This is a genomic window from Anaerobacillus sp. MEB173 (assembly GCF_052119505.1).
Lineage (GTDB): Bacteria > Bacillota > Bacilli > Bacillales > JBJMAU01 > JBJMAU01.
The window spans coordinates 1-21925 of the sequence record NZ_JBJMAU010000010.1; the positions used below are offsets into that span (position 1 = coordinate 1).

General features: G+C 37.8%; 17 protein-coding genes and 1 rRNA gene. 13 read left to right on the plus strand and 5 right to left on the minus strand.

The features are described 5' to 3' along the window. The first annotated feature begins 98 nt into the window (after window positions 1-98). The 3 genes from rrf (at window position 99) to ACJ2A9_RS17020 (ending at window position 3243) form a co-directional block, all read left to right on the plus strand. A 5S ribosomal RNA gene (gene rrf / locus ACJ2A9_RS17010) occupies window positions 99-214 on the plus strand. 345 nt (window positions 215-559) lie between these two features. Next, complete coding sequence (locus ACJ2A9_RS17015; RefSeq protein WP_441422879.1) at window positions 560-2098, plus strand: IS200/IS605 family accessory protein TnpB-related protein; 1539 nt, start codon at window positions 560-562, stop codon at window positions 2096-2098. A 269-nt stretch (window positions 2099-2367) separates the two neighbouring features. Further along, window positions 2368-3243 (plus strand): AraC family transcriptional regulator, encoded by an 876-nt coding sequence (locus ACJ2A9_RS17020; protein WP_441422880.1) that lies wholly within the window; start codon window positions 2368-2370, stop codon window positions 3241-3243. A gap of 94 nt (window positions 3244-3337) precedes the next feature. Here ACJ2A9_RS17020 and ACJ2A9_RS17025 read toward each other — a convergent pair whose 3' ends face one another. Then, window positions 3338-4198: an MBL fold metallo-hydrolase gene (locus ACJ2A9_RS17025; RefSeq protein ID WP_441422881.1), complete on the minus strand. Its 861-nt coding sequence runs from the start codon at window positions 4196-4198 to the stop codon at window positions 3338-3340. A 294-nt stretch (window positions 4199-4492) separates the two neighbouring features. Between ACJ2A9_RS17025 and ACJ2A9_RS17030 the strand changes: the two genes are divergently transcribed. Next, on the plus strand, window positions 4493-5611 hold the full coding sequence (locus ACJ2A9_RS17030) for a GIY-YIG nuclease family protein (RefSeq protein ID WP_441422882.1): 1119 nt from the start codon (window positions 4493-4495) through the stop codon (window positions 5609-5611). 38 nt (window positions 5612-5649) lie between these two features. Here the strand turns inward: ACJ2A9_RS17030 and ACJ2A9_RS17035 are convergent, their stop codons facing one another. Then, complete coding sequence (locus ACJ2A9_RS17035) at window positions 5650-6189, minus strand: DUF3231 family protein (RefSeq protein WP_441422883.1); 540 nt, start codon at window positions 6187-6189, stop codon at window positions 5650-5652. 259 nt (window positions 6190-6448) lie between these two features. After that, on the minus strand, window positions 6449-7933 hold the full coding sequence (locus ACJ2A9_RS17040; protein ID WP_441422884.1) for a flavin monoamine oxidase family protein: 1485 nt from the start codon (window positions 7931-7933) through the stop codon (window positions 6449-6451). Window positions 7934-8189: 256 nt separating this feature from the next. On the opposite strand from ACJ2A9_RS17040, the gene ACJ2A9_RS17045 reads away from it, so the two are divergent. The 4 genes from ACJ2A9_RS17045 to katG all read left to right on the plus strand — a co-directional run bounded on the left by ACJ2A9_RS17045 (window position 8190) and on the right by katG (window position 15906). Next, window positions 8190-8657 (plus strand): hypothetical protein, encoded by a 468-nt coding sequence (locus ACJ2A9_RS17045; protein WP_441422885.1) that lies wholly within the window; start codon window positions 8190-8192, stop codon window positions 8655-8657. Between the two features lie 196 nt (window positions 8658-8853). Continuing rightward, window positions 8854-12630, plus strand: a complete 3777-nt coding sequence (locus ACJ2A9_RS17050) for a DEAD/DEAH box helicase (protein WP_441422886.1) — start codon at window positions 8854-8856, stop codon at window positions 12628-12630. A 1-nt stretch (window position 12631) separates the two neighbouring features. After that, a complete protein-coding gene (locus tag ACJ2A9_RS17055) occupies window positions 12632-13396 on the plus strand; it encodes a hypothetical protein (protein WP_441422887.1) in 765 nt (254 codons plus the stop codon). Window positions 13397-13698: 302 nt separating this feature from the next. Beyond that, complete coding sequence (gene katG / locus ACJ2A9_RS17060; RefSeq protein ID WP_441422888.1) at window positions 13699-15906, plus strand: catalase/peroxidase HPI; 2208 nt, start codon at window positions 13699-13701, stop codon at window positions 15904-15906. Window positions 15907-16446: 540 nt separating this feature from the next. On the opposite strand, the gene ACJ2A9_RS17065 is transcribed toward katG, so the two are convergent. Continuing rightward, entirely contained in the window at window positions 16447-17238 is a 792-nt protein-coding gene (locus tag ACJ2A9_RS17065) for a class I SAM-dependent methyltransferase (protein ID WP_441422889.1), read from the minus strand. A 135-nt stretch (window positions 17239-17373) separates the two neighbouring features. Between ACJ2A9_RS17065 and ACJ2A9_RS17070 the strand changes: the two genes are divergently transcribed. The 4 genes from ACJ2A9_RS17070 (at window position 17374) to ACJ2A9_RS17085 (ending at window position 20955) form a co-directional block, all read left to right on the plus strand. Further along, the gene (locus tag ACJ2A9_RS17070; protein WP_441422890.1) at window positions 17374-18567 is read left to right on the plus strand and encodes an MFS transporter; all 1194 of its coding nucleotides are present in this window, start codon (window positions 17374-17376) and stop codon (window positions 18565-18567) included. 151 nt (window positions 18568-18718) lie between these two features. Then, window positions 18719-19504: a DUF2935 domain-containing protein gene (locus ACJ2A9_RS17075; RefSeq protein ID WP_441422891.1), complete on the plus strand. Its 786-nt coding sequence runs from the start codon at window positions 18719-18721 to the stop codon at window positions 19502-19504. A 191-nt stretch (window positions 19505-19695) separates the two neighbouring features. Then, complete coding sequence (locus ACJ2A9_RS17080) at window positions 19696-20475, plus strand: SRPBCC domain-containing protein (RefSeq protein ID WP_441422892.1); 780 nt, start codon at window positions 19696-19698, stop codon at window positions 20473-20475. A 45-nt stretch (window positions 20476-20520) separates the two neighbouring features. Continuing rightward, entirely contained in the window at window positions 20521-20955 is a 435-nt protein-coding gene (locus ACJ2A9_RS17085; RefSeq protein ID WP_441422893.1) for an SRPBCC family protein, read from the plus strand. 73 nt (window positions 20956-21028) lie between these two features. Here the strand turns inward: ACJ2A9_RS17085 and ACJ2A9_RS17090 are convergent, their stop codons facing one another. Continuing rightward, on the minus strand, window positions 21029-21145 hold the full coding sequence (locus ACJ2A9_RS17090) for a YjcZ family sporulation protein (RefSeq protein WP_441422894.1): 117 nt from the start codon (window positions 21143-21145) through the stop codon (window positions 21029-21031). Between the two features lie 315 nt (window positions 21146-21460). Here ACJ2A9_RS17090 and ACJ2A9_RS17095 point away from each other — a divergent pair, with 315 nt between their 5' ends. Further along, complete coding sequence (locus tag ACJ2A9_RS17095; protein ID WP_441422895.1) at window positions 21461-21886, plus strand: VOC family protein; 426 nt, start codon at window positions 21461-21463, stop codon at window positions 21884-21886. Window positions 21887-21925 lie beyond the last annotated feature (39 nt).

The window sequence follows — 21925 nt, forward strand, 5'->3', positions numbered from 1 at the left end:
CAGGGAATGAACCCTTTAATTTGGAGTTGCGCTGTAAGCTTCCTCGGAAAGCCCACAACAATTCTAAATTATAAATTCTTAATTCTAAATTAGCGTAGCCCGGTGGCGATAGCGAAGAGGTCAAACTCGTTCCCATGCCGAACACGACAGTTAAGCTCTTCAGCGCCGATGGTAGTTGGGGGTTTCCCCCTGTGAGAGTAGGACGTTGCCAGGCAAAAAAACAGGACTAATCCTTTTGTGATTAGCCCTGTTTTTTTTTTGCTGTATTTAAGTGGGATGAACTGTTGACTTGACCAGGTTTAAGTTCCACAAGCAGAGACATTCGAACTTATACTGTTATAATAAGACCATCTAAAAAGAACCCTACATAATTGTGCACTAAATGTCGGATGGATTCATGAAATTTCAGTTATCCTTTTGAATAAGGAGGTAAAAACTGCTTACAAAATATCTATTTAAATATTACAAAAGTTATAAAATTCTAAAAATTTGTTCCCCCTAGGGTAATCGTGTGTTACATTATAAATAGAAAACACACGTTTGCATTAGGGGTGATCAAATGAAGGTGACAAGAACACTGAAAATGATTGAGAAAGATGAAACGAAATTACATGAATTGAATGAATTGATGCGCGTGTTTTGTTCTGCTGTTCGTTATTCCTTTAACCGCCTACAAGAAGGGCTTGCCGATAAAGCATTGATTAAAGAGGTAAACCGAAAGTATGGCATCAATAAGCGTTATGCTGAAGATGCTGTATTGTTCGCCCAATCTACCCTTAAAAGTCAGAAAGAACTCCTCCCACAACGAATCGAAGCTGTTCAAGCTAAAAAGAAAAAGACAGAACAGAAGCTCCAAGAGTATAAAGATGGAAGGAAGAAACCGAAAAAGGTTGATCTCCTTGTTTGTATTGAAGGGCTTACGAAACGGATCGCCAAGCTTACTGAAAAAGAAAAAATGCTGATTAAACATCAAGAGGAAAACACCGTTCCAAAAGTCATTTTTGGTGGTCGAAAGAACTTTTATGCGAGAATGAAAGGGAAACTCTCGAGGGAAGAGTGGAAAATGGTACGCTCCAATACTCTTTATTCACGTGGTGACCGCTCAAAAAAAGGAAACCTGAATACACGAGTTGTTTACGATGAAGGAAAGCAATCGTTTTTCCTTGAAGTTGCCAATCCATTGTTGTTGCAAACTGGAAAGCGAAACGCACCTAGGATCCGTTTGGCCCTTCAAATCCCTGATAAATTTTTTGAAGAAATCATTGCTGTTATCTTTCCAAATGAAGTGGGAACAAAACCAAATGGAAAAGCAGTTGAATCCTATATTCCTTATACCATTGAAATAAAACGAATGAATGAAAGCTATTTTGTTCATCTCACATACGACTATGAAACACATGGCAAAGAAGTAGGAGTCTACCAAAAGCTTTCTGCCGATCGAGTGGCAGGGATTGATGTCAATGTCGATCGAATTGCGGTTAGTATTTTGAATCAACAGGGGAATCTTCTCAAAGTGAAGACGTTTTATTGCCATGAACTTGAATACGTATTGAGCAATAAAAGAGAGAATATTTGCGGGGAAACAGCAAAAGACATTGTGGAATGGCTTCTGACCGAACATGTAGGGGCGATTATATTAGAAGATATTCACATCAAGCAGGATCATGATACGAACCGAAAATTGAATCGACTGACTCACCAGTTTACGAAAACAAAAGTACAAAGAGCGGTTACATCAAGGGCCGTAAAGAATGGCATCGATGTCAAGAAAGTTCATCCTGCTTATACATCAGTAATTGGACGCTTCAAATACAGTAAACCATATAGCCTATCCGTTCATGAAGCTGCCGCCTTTGTGATTGGAAGAAGAGGCTTAGGTTTTGACGAAAAGCTTCCAAAAGCACTGTTGAAACAAGTACAGCAAAGTGTCAAACCACATTTGATTTCTCTTCTTGGATCAATGGAAGAAACTGAGAAAAAATCAACAACTGGAAAAGCAAAGCGACGCTATCTTGGAATGTTACTGAAAAATATTGAAACGTTTAAAGAACAACATGTGTGGAAACTTTGGAATGTGTTCATAAAACATTACAAATGAAGAACCAGGAAATCAAATTCAAGGAGGTGTAAAACTGGTTACTAAAAACTATGCAACAAGCTGACCGTTAGAATGGAATGGTTTTGTTGCACGAGCCGACCCTAACAGGGTACCGCAGAAAAGCTTGTACTTTAGGTACATGACGGGACGTTTCCCACTGTGGAACGGAGTGAGAATCTCCGCGGTAGGTCACCTTTCCTGGTTCGGTGGCGCAGGTTCGGGAACGAACCTTTAGATTTTTATAGATTTTAGCAACCAGGTCACACATAATGGATTTGCTTAAGAATATGAATGATGCCATAAAGTATTTGGAAGATAACCTTACAAACGAAATTGATTATAAAGAGGTGGCACGGATATCTCATTGCTCAGAATATCATTTTAAAAGAATGTTCTCTTTTCTAGCAGGTATTACGCTTTCGGAGTATGTTCGCCGAAGACGCCTTACGCTTGCTGCATTTGAACTAAATCAAAGTAATACAAGGGTCATTGATGTTGCGATAAAATATGGATATAGTTCAGCTGATTCTTTTACGAGAGTTTTTCAACATTTACATGGGATTACACCGTCAGAAGCGAGAAGTAATGGGCAAGCATTAAAAGCATATCCACGAATGACCTTCAAATTATCAATTGAAGGGGGAGACGAAATGAATTACCGAATTGAAGATAAAGAGGCCTTTCACATTGTTGGTATTATGAAAAGGGTACCGATTATTTTTAGAGGTGAGAACAAGGAAATCACTGCGATGTGGAAAACATTGAATCCAGAGAAGATCAATCAACTGATTGCTTTATCAAATAGTGAACCTAAAGGGATAATACAGGCATCCACTAACTTTTCGGAAGGGCGTATGGAGGAAAAAGGAAGTCTTGATCATTATATTGGTGTGGCAACTACGAATGAATGTCCAGTAGACTTTACTAAGCTTGATGTTCCTGCCTGTACTTGGGCTGTCTTCGAATCAGTGGGGCCTTTTCCAGATACGTTGCAGGAAACTTGGGGACGAATTTATTCTGAGTGGTTTCCGTCCTCAATTTACCAGCAAACTGAAGGACCAGAAATTTTGTCGATTAAAAGTAAAGATTTAAGTTCACCAAGTGTGAAAAGTGAAATTTGGATTCCGGTATTAATAAGAAAATAGAGTAAGCAGTGGATAACGAGATCGCTATTATTTCTTCAGTCAAAAATGACGTGTAAATGAATACACGTCATTTTTTAATTTCTGCTAGATAAGTCTAATGTTTATATCTTTTGACCGCTTTTCCGTAATCTGGAATAGCGATTTGATCAAACTCATTTGCAAGATTTTTCAACCCCTTGGATAATTGTTCACCGGTAAGTGCCAGTCCGTGTCCAGTGATAGCTATAGCAGGGTCTAATTCTGCCAATGTATTTACAGATTGCCACGCAGATTCCCAATCAGGTGTAAAATACCGAGGTGGTCCACTAATTTCTGATTTTTGCGTTAGTACTGAGTATAAGGAGTCTTGTCTAACCGCTACAAATGCGTCCCCTGCAATCAGAGAGCGGTCTTTTTCTCTATATATTGATATGTGCCCTGGTGTATGTCCAGGTGTGTGTAACCATTGAAACTCATGGATATGAGGAATACTCCCATCAGTTGGTAGGGGCTTTACATGCTCTCCTAAATTAATGGATTCATTAGGGAACAGTGAAGATACTTTTGCTATCATCCCACCCTCTACAGTAGGATCAGGATCGGGATAACTCTTTTTCCCTGTTAAAAAAGGAATCTCTAGTTCATGAGCATAAACGGGAATATTCCAATATTCAACTAACTCTAAAATCGCTCCAACGTGATCAAAGTGGCCATGGGTGAGGATGATTGCTTTAGGTCGATTATCTTTACCAAATCGTTCTTCTGCAACAGAAATAATTTCATCTGCTGATCCGGGCATTCCTGCATCAATTAATACATAACCTTTTCCTTTTTGCTCGCCAACGAATACGATATTTACTATTTGTACTGTATAACTATAGAGATCAGGTAGTACCTCGACTCCTGATCCATTGGCTATAGAGATAGCTGGTATAAATTTATAATCACTACCATAAGACATCTGATGTTGATCCATATATTCACTACTTTCTGCTTGTTTTAGCAAAACTCTCTAATAATATTAAGTTTCTTTGACTTAATTATGTAGTTTTTTACAAAACAGCCTAAACAATTCTATACAAGCATAAATAGAAGATTTATGAAAAATGTAATGATTATTAATGGATTGGGAGGGTCCTTCAAAAAACTGATGTGGACAAAACAGAACAGAAATTAGCTAGCCATTGAGAAATGATTAAAAAATATTGTGAAATGCAGCCATTAGTAAGTGCTATACTTGTAATAACAGGTAGTAATGAAAGGCAGAGTCATGATGAATCTCAAAGAAAAGGTAAAAAAGCTTCCAGCTTCCCCGGGTGTCTATTTAATGAAGGATTCATATGGTCATGTTATCTATGTGGGGAAGGCAAAAAATCTAAAAAATAGAGTTCGTTCATATTTCCAAACCTCTAATCATCATTCAAAAAAAGTTGAAAAGTTAGTCGGTCATGTAAAGGATTTTGATTATCGTTTAACCGATACGGAATTCGAAGCATTCATGCTAGAATGTAAACTAATTAAACAATTACAGCCTATGTATAATAGATTGATGAAAAGTCCCCAATCCTACACGTATATCCTCATCGAAAGGGATAAGGATTTTCATCGAATTGAACTGGTCAATCATATTAATAAAAATGACAAAAATCTATATTTTGGACCATATACAGGCAAAAATAACGCAGGAAATGCCATTAAAGGGCTAAAAGAATTTTTAAAAATGGACTGTTCGCAACCATCTGCTAAAAATATTCCCTGTTTAAACTATTCTCTAGGTTTATGTATGGGGAAGTGTTTTGATCACTCAGCATTACAACAGTACCAGTTCAATATAAATCGAATAATAGCTTTACTTAAAGGGAATGACACGAGCATTCTTGAAGAGATGAAACAAAAAATGATGGAAGCTTCGCTGAATTGTGATTTTGAAAAGGCCGCAAAGATTAGAGACTCACTTGAAGCCGTCAATCAGCTTTTGAAAAAAGAAAAGGTAATCGAGTTCACAAAAGAAAATAAGTATATTGTTATGATGGAAGCGATTGATAATCTAAACGTGAAATTGTTCATCATTAACAGAAACAAAGTAATTTTTAACGAAATAAACGAGATAGAAGATACAAACATAAACGAACAGTCTGCGACGATTAAATCTACTATTCTAGCTCATTATAAAGCTTATCTCCCTTACTTACGCTATGAAGTTAGTAAAGATGAAATTGATGAAGCACAAATTATCTATCGTTATGTAAAAAGTAATGCTTGTAAATATTTTTTCATACCTGAAACATTGCTTTGCACAGAAAATGAAGAAAAAATCGACTTAGAAATAGCGAATTTGTTCAAAGTCTGGTACAACAAATTCTTGCATCTAAGCTCTCATATTGATTAGCCTGATAATTTTCGTGTATAAAAAAGACTACCTCCAGCTTATACTCCCGGAGGTGAATAAGCTGGAGGTAGTTTAGCCCATCCTCGTTTTCTCATTTTTGTTTTCAGAGTTGCACCATATATTACTGCTTCATTAAAAAATCGAACCCATATAGCTCCCATATCAGTTCTAACACATTCTGCTGCTCCAAGAGAGGATTTTGCAGCCATAGCCAGGATTTTTAAAGCTAATCCATTTGCTATCTCGTCATCTGTTAATTTAACACCTGGGGGAATAACTTTATTGTCGCTAAAAGGTTTTGGCTCTGAGACAGGTGGTAAAGTAACTCCTTCCTTTCTCATGAACTGTTCAAGTTGTTTAGCTTGTTTTGAGCATAACTTAATAGCATCGTTAAGTATCCCTATTAATTCATCATCATTAGTTGTATTTAGCCCTGCTTCTTCAAAAGCAATCGCTTCTTTTACAATTCCGTAATAAAGCCAGCAATAAGAAGCTTCAATGATATTTAATTGTAATTTCGGCTCATCATCGATTATTGTATTGAAAGCACTGCTTACCATCTCAATTAAATTTGGCACTATCTTACCCTCCTTACGTTTTTAATTTACCCAATATTTGTTTTGTTATTTAACTTTTTCCATATTTTTTACAAAGAGCAAATTCTAGTTGTATTTAATATATATTTTGTATTCAAAACATGCTGCTGAAGCCTAAACAATACAGTCAGCTATTCCTTAATGATCTTTTTTATTAAATGGCTGTAAGGATTGTTGCTAATAGTATATAAAAGGTTTTTTTGTGCGTTTTATACAGATAATTTTCTAAGAATTATATAATTTAGAATTCAAAGAAAGTTCTAGGTAAATCATTGACTTCATCTGCAACTCGAATTCCAGATTCGATTGCTCCCTGGATCCATGCATGAGCCGTTGAAGCATGTTCGCCAGCAAAATGAACCCTACCCTCGGGAGTAGATATATAAGGAAATAATTCTTTTACCTGTTCTGGTTTAAACATTGTGAAAGCCCCAGCTGAAAATGGATGCCTGATCCAACTATGGCTTACACCCCCTTGAAAATCTTGATACACCTGATTACCATGAATTCTAGCCAAGTTTCTTAATACATACTCCAAGCGATCATTATCTTCTAAACTATCCCATGGAATAGCATCATCATCCCATGTATAACTTCCCAAAATGACACCAGGTCCATCTGTGCCAAGGTTATGACTTGGGTATTGCACATATTTAATAGGCAGATCAGTTAATGTTTGCCCGCCATACAGCCCTTGCTTTTCCCAGAACCTGTTCTTAAACTGGATTCCTGTCTTCGTAGAGCCTGCATACTTAGTTTCCCGAATAGCCTTCCATTTGTTTTCAGAAAATGAATTACGTGGTTCAATATCTACAAATTGTAGTACCGAAAAAGGAATGGTCACAATCACAAGATCACCAGTGATTTTAAATGGCTCTAAAATTCGATGGACGGCTCGAACCGTGACTTGATTGTCATGCTGGGTTATTTTCTTCACATAAAGACCATAATGGATATTATCTTTCAATTGATCCGTAAATGCGTTTGGAAGTTGGTCGTTTCCACCCGTAATTTCATAAAAGGTAATATCAGGAGTAAATAGGACTAACAGTTCACGCAATATTTCCAAGAAAGAAAGTTCCATCAATCCTTCTAATGTAAGGATAACTTTAATCTTTTCGATAGCTCCCGAAGATAATGTGCGTCCAAATGGATTATGTCTTAAATAAGTATCCATGGAGTATCTATCGAGCTCTTGTATTGCCCAAGACCAACCTCTTATTGGGTCTCGTTCAACAAAATCTGTCACCGGTTTTATCGCCCACTGAAGCAATTCTGAAGCAGTTTTACCTCTTTCGTGTGGATAAACCGGAAAGCGCAAAATGTCAGGGTGTTGATCATACACCCTTAATCGAGTTCTAATCCCTTTCACATAGATAAGGTCATTAGGAGTTGAATTAATAAATTCATTAATCGGAAGCTGAAATTTTTTTATATACTCTAACGTCAACGAATGAGTATTAGGAATACGCATAGCTCCAGCTTCAAGATATTGCCCATCCCTAAAATCTCTTTTTAATGTATAGATTCTTCCTCCGACCCTATCTGTAGCTTCAAGGATTGTTACATTATGTCCAGCCTGTTTAAGTAATGATGCAGAAACAAGCCCTGCCATACCTGCCCCAAGAATAATAATCTTTTTCGGAATCTTGGTTTTTTTAAGTCCTTTTCTGATGATTGAAATCATTTGTTCCATAGGCAACTTAGGGATTGCATAATTTAACATTCCATTTCTCCTCTACTGAATAGACTGGAGTACAATAAACTATCGATTATTCCACCTTATTCAGATAGGGGCTAGTACTATGATAGAAAACTAGTGTTCAAACTAAACCCTAATATGATCATCTTATCATCATCTGAGCATAAAAATTACCTGCTGTGATCTTTGTAACTCGTTCATTTTTGTTCAAACAGATTGGAAAATGATGTTAAACTAAAGAGGAGGAGAGGTTAAAAAGGCAAAAGGAGAGAATGTTGATTTGAAATCTAAAAAAAGAGTAGCAATTGTAGTTATCGTTATACTATGTGTCTTGGTTTCAATAAATCTATTAAAAAAAGATTTGTGGGAAGTGAACGAAGAATTATTAAGAGAACAGATAACGTCAATTGAACAATCGGTTGAAACGATAAATTTATTAGATTTCACTCCATTTGAGTGGGATGTTGTTTATTCTTTTGACCCATATACTTCGAAAGATAAGGTTTATGAGACGGTAGGGTATAAATGGGATAATATCAGTGAAACAGTTAGTGAAGGAATGAACCAAATCGTTTTTATGAAGGAAGAAAAAGTCATTTGTTATATATATGGTTATCCTGAAAATAACAGCTATGGGCTTTATTTTTCTGGAGAAACAATTAACTATGTCGCTGAAATGCTTAAAGTGAATGACAATTTAAACTTTCAAGTATTTAGAAGTAGTAATTACATATATTTAAAGAATTAATAGCAAAAACATCTTCAAGTAACGATTAGCTTCTTCTAAGAGCTGGTCAAAATCTATACGAAAACAGCCTATAAATAATGATAAAGTTTCAATAGCAAAAGTGCTGAGGTTCTCGAATAATTTGTGTTATAATTTTCGGTGGCAGAAAACTATTATAAAAATTTTTGTCATGTATATGAAGCAGGTGGAGACATTGATGAAGAAACATAATACAAAGACATATCGATGCCCGGTAACGTTGACAAATAAGGCAAAGGACAAGATGCGGGAGCTCGGACTTGATGAGCGCTCGTTTTTTTCGTTGCAGACATCCTTTTGTATTTATATAGAGAAGTATCCACAGACGGATGATCGACCGCTTTCGGCGGGGTTATTCTTTGACAATGAGGGTAATGCGCGCCTTGCCGATCAGTCCAATGGGCTGGTGGTCGTTCTTCATTGTGTGGTGGAAAAAGATCGGTTCATTGCGACAAACGTAACGACAAGAGCGGCGCATTCATCTGTACAGACAAACTGGCGCCGAGCGGTGAACATAACATTTGATTTGAACGTACAGCGGGGTGGGATGCTCCCGTATGATTTGTTGAACTTGATTCATGAAATGCCGATTGCACAGGAAAGCTCTGAATATGTAAAAAAACGGATTGCCAGCTGGGAAGGCTATTTGAAAATTCAGGAACGAACTGCCGATATTCCGGATGTGACCGCGCGTTATTCGAGGCTGACCTTTAATGGTGATTTCAGCCGAATGACGATCATTGGCTGTCAACTCAGTGACAAGGACTGGTCCTTACTCAAAGAGATGAGCGTCAAACTGAAGGGTATTGACAAGGATGTCGGGAAGGTGCTTAAGACGAATCGCTCTGCTTTGAGTGTTGAAGTAGAACTGAACAGTTATATGGAAAATTGGGCGAGGCAGCAGCGATTTGATATGAAACAAAAAGAAGTCGTCTTCAGTAATTTTGCGACATTGAGTCAGGTGAAAAGACTACGGCAAGGGTTTAAGATTTTAGAAAACGGAATGGCCGCAAATCCTGAGCTTGAGCGTTTATTGTTTGAAAACAAGCCGCCAGTTCGAGCGCCGAAGAAGCAAGCGACAATCCGCTTTCACAATCGCTTGAATGAGTTCCAACAGGAAGCGGTTCGAGGTGCGATGTCTGTGGATGATTTATACGTCATTCAAGGGCCGCCTGGTACGGGAAAAACAACCGTTATTTCGGAAATTTGCCTGCAAAATGCAAGGGCCGGGCTACGGACACTTGTTGCTTCGCAGTCAAATTTGGCGGTCGACAATGCTCTTGGAAGATTGCTGGCAAATAAAGATATTCGCATTCTTAGGGTAGGGCGTACAGAAAGCATTGAAGAAGAAGGCAAGAAGTTCATTGAAGAAAATGTCGGCCAGTATTGGAAAGATCATACGTTAAACGAAGTCGCTGCTCATTATGAAGCGCGTAAAAACCGCGAAATCGAAATCGAGGCAGAATGGACGGCAAATGAAGAGGAGCAGAAGAAGCTTGAACCAGTGCTTGCCCGAGTAGAGGCGGAGCTTGAAGCAAAACAGAGAGCGGAAAAGCAGTTTAGCGAAAACCAGCACATCATTGATGAGCAAAAAAAGAAAGCAAGTGTTACTGAAGCGGAGATGCTGACGGCTACGCAGCTTGTCGATGAGCTCGAGGAGTCTCTGTATGAGTTGAATGCATTGATGGAAGAAGATGAACTTTTTCTACGCAGTGAGCCAGATCTTTTTACGATTCAAAAAGAGTGGGCAGCCAATGAGCAATTGATTCAGCGCTTACAGCAAAGCATTGCCTATCAGGAGCTTGAGGAAGAAATTGGTGAAAAAAAACAAACAGTGGAACAAGCTTCAGCTGAATGTGAAAAGTGGTCTGATGAGACGAAGCAGACGAGTGCTATTACGGCAAAAATACGGGATGTACAACAAATTGACCGCTTAAGATGGATTATGCTTGAACATCATGTGGAGCGATCGTTAACAGTACAGCAGTTGCTTGATGAACTCGAGGACATTCGTGCTGCTATCAAGCAACTTGAAAAATTAAAGCTATATTATGATAAATTAAGCAAGGCAATTTCATACATTGAATCGCTTTTAGTGCGCCATCAGATTTCGATCGACGAACTGCAACAGCAGAACAATGGATCATCAGCTTACACGGCAGTGGAGATCGATCAATTTTTAGCAGAACTGAAAAGTCAGCTTACAGGAAAGTCAAAAATCTATCCACAGACACTTAAGGCTTACCTTGAAGGGTTATATGCAAGAAGAATGTTCATACAGCAAAAAAGTCGACGGTTCAAACCGTTTGATACGTATAAAAAGATGGCACAGGAAGCATTTCAACAGTTAAAGTTGGAAATGATTGAACAATGCCAGGATAAACAGAATGAAAAAAATGCGTTGTATCAAAAATGGCTGCGGACGTTGGAAGAAGAGACGAGCGCACTTCATGCATTGCAAACAAAGCAGATGCAAATAACGACCGATCCTATTCCAAACGCAAAAGAATTGCTTCGTCAAAAGGAAGATGAAGCGCTTGGATTACAAAAAAGGAAAGAGAAATACGAGGAAGTGAAGCAGCGGATTGAAAACAATGGCCAGAAGAAGGAAAAAGAGGTCATGGAGCTGCTTGAAGTTCAGCGAAAACTTACTCAAATCGATGTACGTCTAACACAGCTGAAAAACAATATTCACGAGAAGGAACAAGAACAAACACCTTTAAAGGAAATTTTATCTAAACAACCAGAACAAGAGCATGAAGAGCTGTTAAAGCAATTGGCGAGTCTATCCTTTAAGCGTGAATCGCTGAAACAGGAAAAGAAGAGACTGCCACTATTTCAGTCCATCCAAGGGCAGTGGCTATCTTTATTAGAGGAAGCAAGCGACCACGATCTTGATGAAATCCGCAAGCTGTATGTTAAGCATGCCAACGTCATTGGTACGACATGTGTAGCATCGGCACGTAAAGATTTTATCGAAAGTTTCCCAATGTTTGATGTCGTTATCATTGATGAAGTATCAAAAGCAACTCCGCCTGAGCTGCTTTTGCCGATGTTGAAAGGGAAAAAAATTATTCTGGTTGGTGACCATCACCAACTTCCTCCACTTCTAGGCAATGATACGCTTGAAGAGACATTGCAGGAAATGGCCAATGAAAGCGATGATTTTGAAGGGAAAGCCGAATTAAAAAAACTGTTAAAAGAATCGTTGTTTGAAAGATTATTTAAAAATTTACCGAAAAGCCATAAAACGATGCTCGCAATTCAGTACCGGATGCATGAGAATATTATGGAAACCATTACGCCATTTTATAAGCAGGAAAATGAACAGCTTCAATGTGGCTTGACTGACTCCGATACGCAACGTGATCACTTGTTGCAATCACCTCTTATTAAGAGAGAAAATCATCTGTTATGGCTTGATATCCCGAATGACCCGGCGTTCTTTGAGGAGAGAATGAAAGGTGGAAAAAGCTTGTACAACCCTTCTGAATTGAGCAGAATTGCTGAGCTCTTGGAGGAATTAAATACTGCGACAGCACAGGCAAAGCAAGAGGGAAGAATAAATGCTGATGAGAAAAAAAGTATTGGTGTAATCAGTTTTTACGGCGAACAAGTAAAAAGAATCGACCGTTTAATCGATCAGGAGCTCCGATTGCCGCACTTGACGATTCGTACCGGGACAGTGGACCGCTTTCAAGGTATGGAAATGGATGTCATTCTGTTAAGTATGGTGCGTAATCACGATAACAAGCATGATGATATCGGCTTCGCAAAAGACTATCGCAGGCTGAATGTTGCTTTATCAAGAGCGAGGGAGTTACTCGTTTTAATCGGCAGTACAAAAATGTTTACCGAACGGACAAAACAAGCAGATGCAAGAAAGATGTATAGTCACGTATTAGAGGTCACCAAAAAACAGCATGGGCTCAGAACACTTGAAGAGGTGAAATAAGATGGATAAGTTGACAAAACGTTTACGCGCTACTCTGCTTGAGAATCCATCAGTACAAATCAAGGAGTCAGTAACCTGGTATTTACCGGTTAAGACAATAGATGTGACATATAAACGGGTCAAACGATCGAAAATGGATATTCTCATGAAAATGATGCTCCTCGCTTTTGAACAGACGGATATACGCAGGGCCGCTAATTTGTCGGAATTGCTATTAGTAGAGGAACTTTTCATTGCTGATTTAATTGAAAAAATGCAACGGACAGGCTTGATTCGGCTGGAAAATGCCACCTATAAGCTAACTACGAAAGGACATGAGCAACTGAAGACGGGCATCATCGAGGAAGAAATGGATGATGAATGGACTGAGCTTTTTTTCAGTCCAAATCACAATGAATTTTGGACGGAGATGACTGAATCAATCCCCGATACAGAGAAAGAATTGTCTCTTTACCGGTATATGAATGATCAGGATATGATTGACAATGATCGCATTTTGCAAGTTGTTTCCGAGAAAGAAAACGGACTGGACGAAAACGGCTTTCAGATGGTCGTCTCTGACATCATTAGCTTGGACCAAGAGACGGTTGAACGTGTTCCATGTCTGGAATTTCGGATGTACAATAAAGAACAAGATGTTTTCTACGCGCGCGTCTGGAATACGTGGCTCGGGCGGTGGGACGATACTCTTGAGAAACAAATAGAAGAGCAAGAACAACTGGCATGGCGGGAAAAATGGGCGACAAAAAATGAACGTGCCGAGTAATTTACAGTGTAACGATAAAGGGTACAAATCGAACATCGATGAGTACCCTGTTTTTTTGCTAATAAACAGGATTAATATTAACAATATATTTTGTGTTAATGCATATCCAAAGATAACAATAAATAAGATTATCATAGTTCTCCTAAATGTTACATATTTGTGATAATAGTGGTTATTTTTTTAATTACTGGTAACAGTTTAGTAGAATAATAAGAGAATAATGATTGTCTCCTAGTTTGTAAGGTTCTTACCACTAGAGGCATAATTATTTACACTTATTTTACTCAGAAAGGGGAAAGTATATGGACGCTAAAAACAATGCAAACACTGGAGGATGCCCGTTTCACGGGGGTGCTACTAGTAATAAATCGAGTGGTACATCAAATCGTGACTGGTGGCCTAATGCGTTGAATTTGAATATTTTACATCAGCATGACAAAAAATCTAACCCTATGGGAGAAGAGTTTGATTATAAAGAGGAATTTCAAAATTTAGACTACTATGCCCTTAAGCAGGATCTTGAGGACCTAATGACAACGAGTCAAGATTGGTGGCCTGCTGACTATGGACATTATGGTCCATTATTTATCCGTATGGCTTGGCATGCTGCCGGTACATATCGTACTGGTGACGGTCGGGGTGGTGGTGGAACTGGTAACCAGCGTTTTGCACCGCTTAACAGTTGGCCAGACAATGGTAACCTTGATAAAGCTCGCAGGCTGTTATGGCCGATTAAGCAAAAGCATGGCAACAAAATTTCTTGGGCCGACTTGCTTCTGCTAGCAGGTAATGTTGCGATAGAATCAATGGGAGGCAAGACGTTTGGTTTTGGAGCAGGACGAGAAGATATCTGGCATCCAGAAGAAGACATCTACTGGGGTGCTGAAACAGAATGGCTAGGTGATAATCGTTATTCAGGTGAGCGTGATCTTGAAAATCCACTCGCTGCTGTTCAGATGGGGCTTATTTATGTTAATCCAGAAGGTCCTAACGGTAAACCAGATCCTGTTGCAAGTGCTCACGACATACGTGAAACGTTTGCACGTATGGGGATGAACGATGAAGAAACCGTTGCACTAATCGCCGGCGGCCATACTTTTGGTAAGGCGCATGGTGCAGGTGATGCCGCTCACGTTGGTCCGGAACCAGAAGCGGCTCCGATTGAAGCACAAGGGTTAGGATGGATAAGTTCACATGGCAAGGGCAATGGTCGTGACACGATTACGAGCGGTATTGAAGGAGCTTGGACTGCGAATCCGACACAGTGGGATAATGGGTACTTTGATTTATTGTTTGGCTATCAATGGTGGTTGACAAAGAGTCCTGCAGGTGCGTGGCAGTGGCTGGCTGTAGATCCAGATGAAAAAGATCTTGCACCAGATGCAGAAGATCCATCTGTACGAGTTCCGACGATGATGACGACCGCGGATATGGCATTACGTTATGATCCAGAATATGAAAAGATTTCGCGTCGTTTCTATGAGAATCCAGAAGAGTTTTCAGATGTTTTTGCTCGTGCTTGGTTCAAATTGTTACACCGTGACATGGGTCCTAAAGCAAGATATTTAGGTCCGGAAGTTCCAGAAGAAGATCTTATTTGGCAAGATCCGGTACCATCTGTAGATTATGATTTGACAGATGCAGAAGTAACAGAGCTTAAAGCAAAGATTCTAGACTCAGGACTTACAGTGAGTGAGCTCGTAACAACGGCTTGGGCTTCAGCTAGTACTTTCCGTGGCTCAGATAATCGTGGCGGTGCTAATGGTGCCCGTATCCGTCTAGCTCCACAGAAGGATTGGGAAGTAAATCAGCCAGAACAGCTTGAAAAAGTGCTCACTGTACTCGAAGACATTCAACACGGTCTAGATAAGAAAGTCAGCATGGCTGATTTGATTGTACTGGGCGGAAGTGCTGCAGTTGAAAAAGCGGCACGAGATGCTGGCTTTGATGTCACCGTTCCATTTGTATCAGGACGCGGCGATGCAACAGAAGAACAGACAGATATTGAAAACTTTGAAGTGCTGGAACCAGTCGCTGATGGTTTCCGAAACTATCAGAAGAAACAATACAGTGTAAGTGCAGAAGAGCTCCTCGTAGACAAGGCACAACTGCTCAATCTGACTGCACCGGAAATGACTGCCCTTGTCGGTGGTATGCGTGTTCTAGGTACAAACCACAGTGGCACAGAACATGGTGTATTCACAGACCGTGTCGGCACACTTACGAACGATTTCTTTGTTAACTTGCTTGATATGGGTGTGGAGTGGAAGCCTGTAGAAGAAAATGTTTATGTAGGACGTGATCGCAGTACAGGTCAAGTCTTGCGTACAGCAACGAGAGTGGATCTCGTATTTGGTTCAAACTCTGTTCTTCGTGCCATTGCAGAGGTGTATGCACAAGACGATAACAAAGAGAAGTTTGTAAATGATTTTATTGCTGCCTGGGTTAAGGTAATGAATGCAGACCGCTTCGACCTAAAGTTAAGGCAAGCACAAGTAACAAGCAAGTAAAGTAATAAAGGTCGCGACTTTTCAGTAATTCAATGAGAGTCAACGATTTGATAATGTTGTTGCACGAAAAGCAGAAATGTTTGTCTGACGGTAGTTCTTTAGGAACTACCGTTATTTTGTGAAAAGATCATTTCCTAGTTTATTTAAGAATTATTTAAGAATTACATAAGAGTGAATTTAGAATTGACTTGTATACAAATATAGATAATAATAATATTTTTCAATTTAAAGATTCGTTTGTAGGTGGTAACAGTGCAGTAGGAAACATTGCTAATCAGTAAAATTATGGGATTGATTACTCAGATAGCATCAAAGAGGGTGAACGTACACCAGACTAAACAGTACCATTCACTATATGATCTTGCTCAGCTATTGAAGCATAAGTAACCATTTAACAGAATTAGAAAGAAAGTGGTTAAATGAAGAATTATGATAAAATCAACAGCTACGGCTTAACATAACAAAAAAAGAAAAAAGACAGCTAATAAAAAGCTGTCTACACGTGTTTTTAGAAGATCTATTCTAGAATGAAAAACAAAATCATGTGGTTTTTTGAATGATAAAGTGGGAGAAGAAAGCGATATCTTTAAAAGGACTCATCTTCCCTAGTTCTAATTCAAGTGCAAGAAGATCATCAACATGAGGGTCATGCTGCAGAGTACTCTTTTCATGAAGATAATCAAACACACATCGAATCCCATAGTGTTTTGTTAATTTGAATTTCAGAAGGTCAAACCATTTGTAGTACGTCTCTGTACTGTATTGATGTACAACAGCTCCAATAAGAGGATTGTATTCCTGTTCTTCTCCAATGGCTTCCTTTGCCTGAGTGAGATCTTCTTCTACCAAAGCTTTTTTAAAAACCTTAGACGCAGGGTTGTGATTGATGATCGAAATATAACCATCTTTTGTAAGAAGCCATTGTAGTTTTTTCAAGAACTCTGTAGGATTTTCCATATAGCCAAGAACATTGTGACAAAGAATAAAATCAAAAGTCTCACTTTGGAGTGTATGTTCTAAACTAGTAACATCCCCGAGTAGAAACGTTATGTTTTGCCCCTTTTCCTTAGCTTTTTGTTTGGCAGTTTCAATCATATCTGGTGTAATATCGATGCCTGTTACTTGGTGTCCGAGTTCAGATAGCCAAATACTTGTTAAGCCAAACCCACACCCGATATCTAGGATTCTTAATGATTTTTCTTTGTTGAAATGACCTTTTATCTGATTCCATGTGATGGAATAAAAGAGTTTTCCAGATGGATTTTCAACATCACTAAGATAGTCAGGTAAACTTTTCGTAAATGCGTCAATTAAATTTTGCTTCTGTTGCATAGTTACACCTACCTTATTTATAAAAAACTTACTTATAATACTGTTTTTATCATTCATTTTTTCCTTTTTTTAGTGGAAGGTTGATTTATATTCAGTATAATTATAATATTATGTTTTGTCTAAAAGGGGGAAATTATGATTCGTGGTTCATGGAGAGCGTTAGTATGGATTGGAATAGCTGAATTATGCGCATTAAGCTTATGGTTTAGTGCATCAGTTATTGCGTCCGAACTAATTGAAATTTGGAACCTAAGCCCTAATTCAGAAGCATGGCTATCTGCTTCTGTTCCAATTGGATTTGTAATAGGTGCATTGGTTAGTTCATATTTTGGCATAGCAGATCGTTTTAATCCTCGAAAGGTGTTTGCACTTTCAGCGTTTCTAGGGGCACTATTGAATGTCTCACTTTTACTAGTAGATCATGCTTTTTTCGGTATCCTGCTTAGGATATTAACTGGTGTAACACTCGCTGGTGTATACCCGATAGCTGTAAAAATTTTATCACAATGGTTTCCAAAAAAACGTGGACTTGCTATTGGTATCTTAATAGCCGCATTAACCCTAGGGTCCTCTTTACCACATTTCATTGTAATATTCTCTTCTTCTTTAAATTGGCAATTAGTGATTATTTGTAGTTCAATATTGGCTCTGCTGGCAGCTATAATTGTCAATTGGGTTTTAGAAGATGCTCCAGTAACAACTAAAAAATTACCTTTCTCTTTTAAATTAATCAAAAAGGTAGTATCGAATAAACCAGTAATGCTTGCGAACTACGGTTACTTTGGGCATATGTGGGAACTGTATGCGATGTGGACGTGGATACCTAGCTTTTTGACCGCTAGTTTTACTAGCTATTCACCAGGGATTTCTCCTTGGTTCATTGCATTATCCTCATTTATTACAATCGGAATTGCAGGTGGAATTGGTTGTGTATTAGGTGGACTAGTCTCAGATAGAATTGGAAGAGCCAACTTAACGATTATTTCTATGTTTATCAGTGCTATTTGCTGTATCTTGATTGGTTTTACTTTTGGACAATACATTTGGTTAACTTTAATCCTTTCTATCATTTGGGGAATGTCTGTCATATCAGATTCTGCACAGTTTTCGGCCGCAGTTTCAGAAGTAGCAGAAGTAGAGTATGTGGGAACAGCCCTTACTTTTCAAATGTGCATCGGTTTCCTCATCACTATATTTTCTATCAATCTAATCCCTATTATTCAGAGGCTTGTTGGTTGGGAATGGGTCTTTGCATGTTTAGTGATAGGACCGTTTCTTGGTATTGTATCTATGCTCCAATATAAACGGCATGAATCTAATAATGTTTAAGAGACAGTCAGCAGAAGAGTTGAAGAAATTTCATTTATAAATGTGCTTAGAAATGAATAAGTAGGAAACTGAAAAGGAAATCAAACTAGTTATTGGACAATAATTTACTACATATATTAATGAAGGGAGATGAGAAATAAGGAGGAATAACATGGCAAATCCCATTGTTTCTCGGTCGTTAGATGAAATTAAATTTTGGTCAAGAATTATGAAAGAACATGCTTTATTTTTAAGTTTAGGATTCACCTATGAGCATCAGCAATTAATTGATGAGGCAAACCAATTTATTTCGTTGTTTGAAAGAATTGAGGAAAGGTTATCAAGATTTACGATCAATTCAGATTTACGCCAAGTTCAAGCTTTCAATACCGAGGTTTATCAAGCTGCTGCTGCAATATGGAGTTATAAAAGAAAGGTATTAGGCTTAACTTTACGCTGTGAAATTCGTGGCAGCAACAATTATCCGTTATTAGTAGATCATATTAGCAGAGAAGCTGCATACTTTGCTAATCGCTTAAAAGAGCTAAATGAAGGGAAATTAGCTCCAACCCCAGATGACGTCATAGAAGAAAATGTATTCTTCTTAAAAATAATGGCTGATCATGCTAAGTTTATTGGTCATCTATTAGACCCTTCAGAAAGAAAGTTAGTAGAACAGGCTAGAGAATTTAGTCATGATTTTGACCAACTGGTTTTTCAGGCAATTGATTTAGACTCAATGCGGCCTCAATCTGAAACCGTACCAATCTTGAATCAGTTCTTAGATCAAAACAGAGTTTCAGTAGTTTCATTAAGGGATTTTAAGAAAACAGCAAGAGAATTAATAGAGGCTTGTCGTATTAAAAGTAATATTCATCCACTCTTGGCAGATCATACATTTAGAGAAGCTGAAAGATTTTTGGAAATTATTGATTTATTTGAATCACATCTTAATTAAAAGAAAAGGTAAAAATAAAAGCTCTCTTACAAGGAAAACTTTAAAGAGGTCTTTCTATGAGACGATTACAATAAAAGTAATCGTCTTTATTGCTTGTTTCAATAAAACATGTTACTATTTAGTCACATAACACACATTACTTACATGAATTAGTACATTAATTATATTTATAGAATTGAAAGGAAGATGGAATGGAAGAAAATCTTTCCTCAGTATTTAAAGCTATAGGTAACCCGACTCGGAGAAAAATTCTTGATATCCTGAAAGAAGCACCTAAAACTACAGGTGAACTAAATGATTTTTTCCCTGATGTCACTAGGTATGCCATCATGAAACATCTAAACATTTTAGAAGAAGGTAACTTAGTGCTTGTTAGGAGAGAAGGAAAATATAGAAGAAACTATCTTAATGCGGTTCCTATCCAAGAAGTACATAACCGTTGGGTAGGAAAATATATGGAATCAACCGCTAATTCATTACTCAATTTACGTTCAAAAGTAGAAAATAATGAAGGGAAATATACGATGACTACAAATAATAATGTATTTCGAATAGAGCAAGAAATATTTATGAATGCACCACGAGAAAAAGTATTCAAGGCTTTAACTGAAAAGGTAGAAGATTGGTGGGAGTTCCGATTGGCTCCAGAAGGAAAAACATCTCACTTTACATTTGACCCGATTCCAGGAGGACGATTTATCGAAAAGTGGGGGAAGAATGAGGGGGCAATTTGGGGAAATGTATATTATGTAAATGCTCCAGAAGAAATACGTTTATACGGTCATCTAGGAATGCAAGGTGCCGTAAATAGTTCCTATACCTATCGTCTGATTGAAAAAGAAGATGGAACATTGCTCCAACTTTCACATTCCGCTTCGGGTGTTATTCAAGAAAATTGGGAACAAGATCACAAAAAAGGTTGGGAATATCTTCTTGGAACTTTACTAAAAAACTATGTAGAAAATGAATAACTCTTTTATGTTTTTTCTCTTAATACGAAAGTGGAGGAATTATTAATGGTAGACGTAAATACAGAAATTATTATAGATTGTCCAATCTCAAAAGTATCAGAGTATGCAGCTGATCCAGATCATGCGCCCGAGTGGTATGTAAACATTCATTCAGCTGAGTGGAAAACACCAAAACCACTTTCGCTGGGCTCTCAAATTGCTTTTAAAGCGAAATTTCTAGGAAGGGAACTTGCTTATGTATATGAAATTGCAGAATATATTCCTGGAAAGAAACTTGTAATGAAAACCGCTAATGGGCCTTTTCCAATGGAGACAATCTATACATGGCAAGCTTTAGATAATAATCACACACGAATGACTTTAAGAAATAAAGGTATTCCAACTGGCTTTTCTAAAATGTTTTCTCCTTTTATGTCATCGATGATGAAAAGAGCAAACATGAAAGATTTAAAAAAAATTAAAAGTATTCTTGAAAGATGAGTTACATTCAAGATATGAATCAGGATATAAGAAAAGAAAGCACTTTGTAAAAGTGCTTTCAACAAAAAAGATTCTAGTAATATGGTTTCATAAACGCTGCCCCAACGATAATTAATAAAATGAACAGCACAACAATTAACACAAAATCATTATTTTTTTTGATTGGAGACACATGTCCGTAATCACTCATGAGTTTCACCTCCATATTTACAGGTTCAATATACTTTATGTATTTTCTGCAAACATGTTTAGACGAACTATACATGACAAAAAAACATTTTTTTGTATTTAAAGAAATTTGGATTATTAATATTGATGTAACCGAGTATCAAGTAAAAAATTTAGTCATCTATGCAAGTCTTTGTTGACGAACGCACGTTCTTTGTCTTAGAATACAATTAGAGGTAATAATGGAAGAGTGATTATTACCACTAACAAGTTACTCATGTAGGTTTAGAAATTACTCATGTAGTGAAAAAAATTAGAATCAAGGAGCTGTATAATTATGTCATTACGATTGTCTCCCTATTTAATGATGAACGGAAATGCAAAGGAAGCTATTCAATTTTATGAAAAAGCATTGGGTGCGAAACTTCTTTTTAACCAAACTTTTGGAGAAATGCCGAAAAATCCCGAATTCCCTTTACCTGAAGAAGCAAAGGAACTTGTGGCACACGCAATGATAAAGGTTGGCGAAACGGACCTCATGTTTTCAGATACATTTCCTGGTCAAACAAGTCAAATTGGAGATCAAGTTACGATCTGTATTACAACTAATGACATCGAAAAATCAAACCAAATTTTTAAATCTTTACAGCAAGACGGACAAGTAAAAATGCCATTGCAGGAAACTTTTTTTAGCCCAGCTTATGGAATTGTAACGGACAAGTTCGGTGTAACATTTCAAATTTACACAGAGGGTCAACAATAAATCAATATTTTTCAAGAATAAAAAAACAGCCCCATGGAT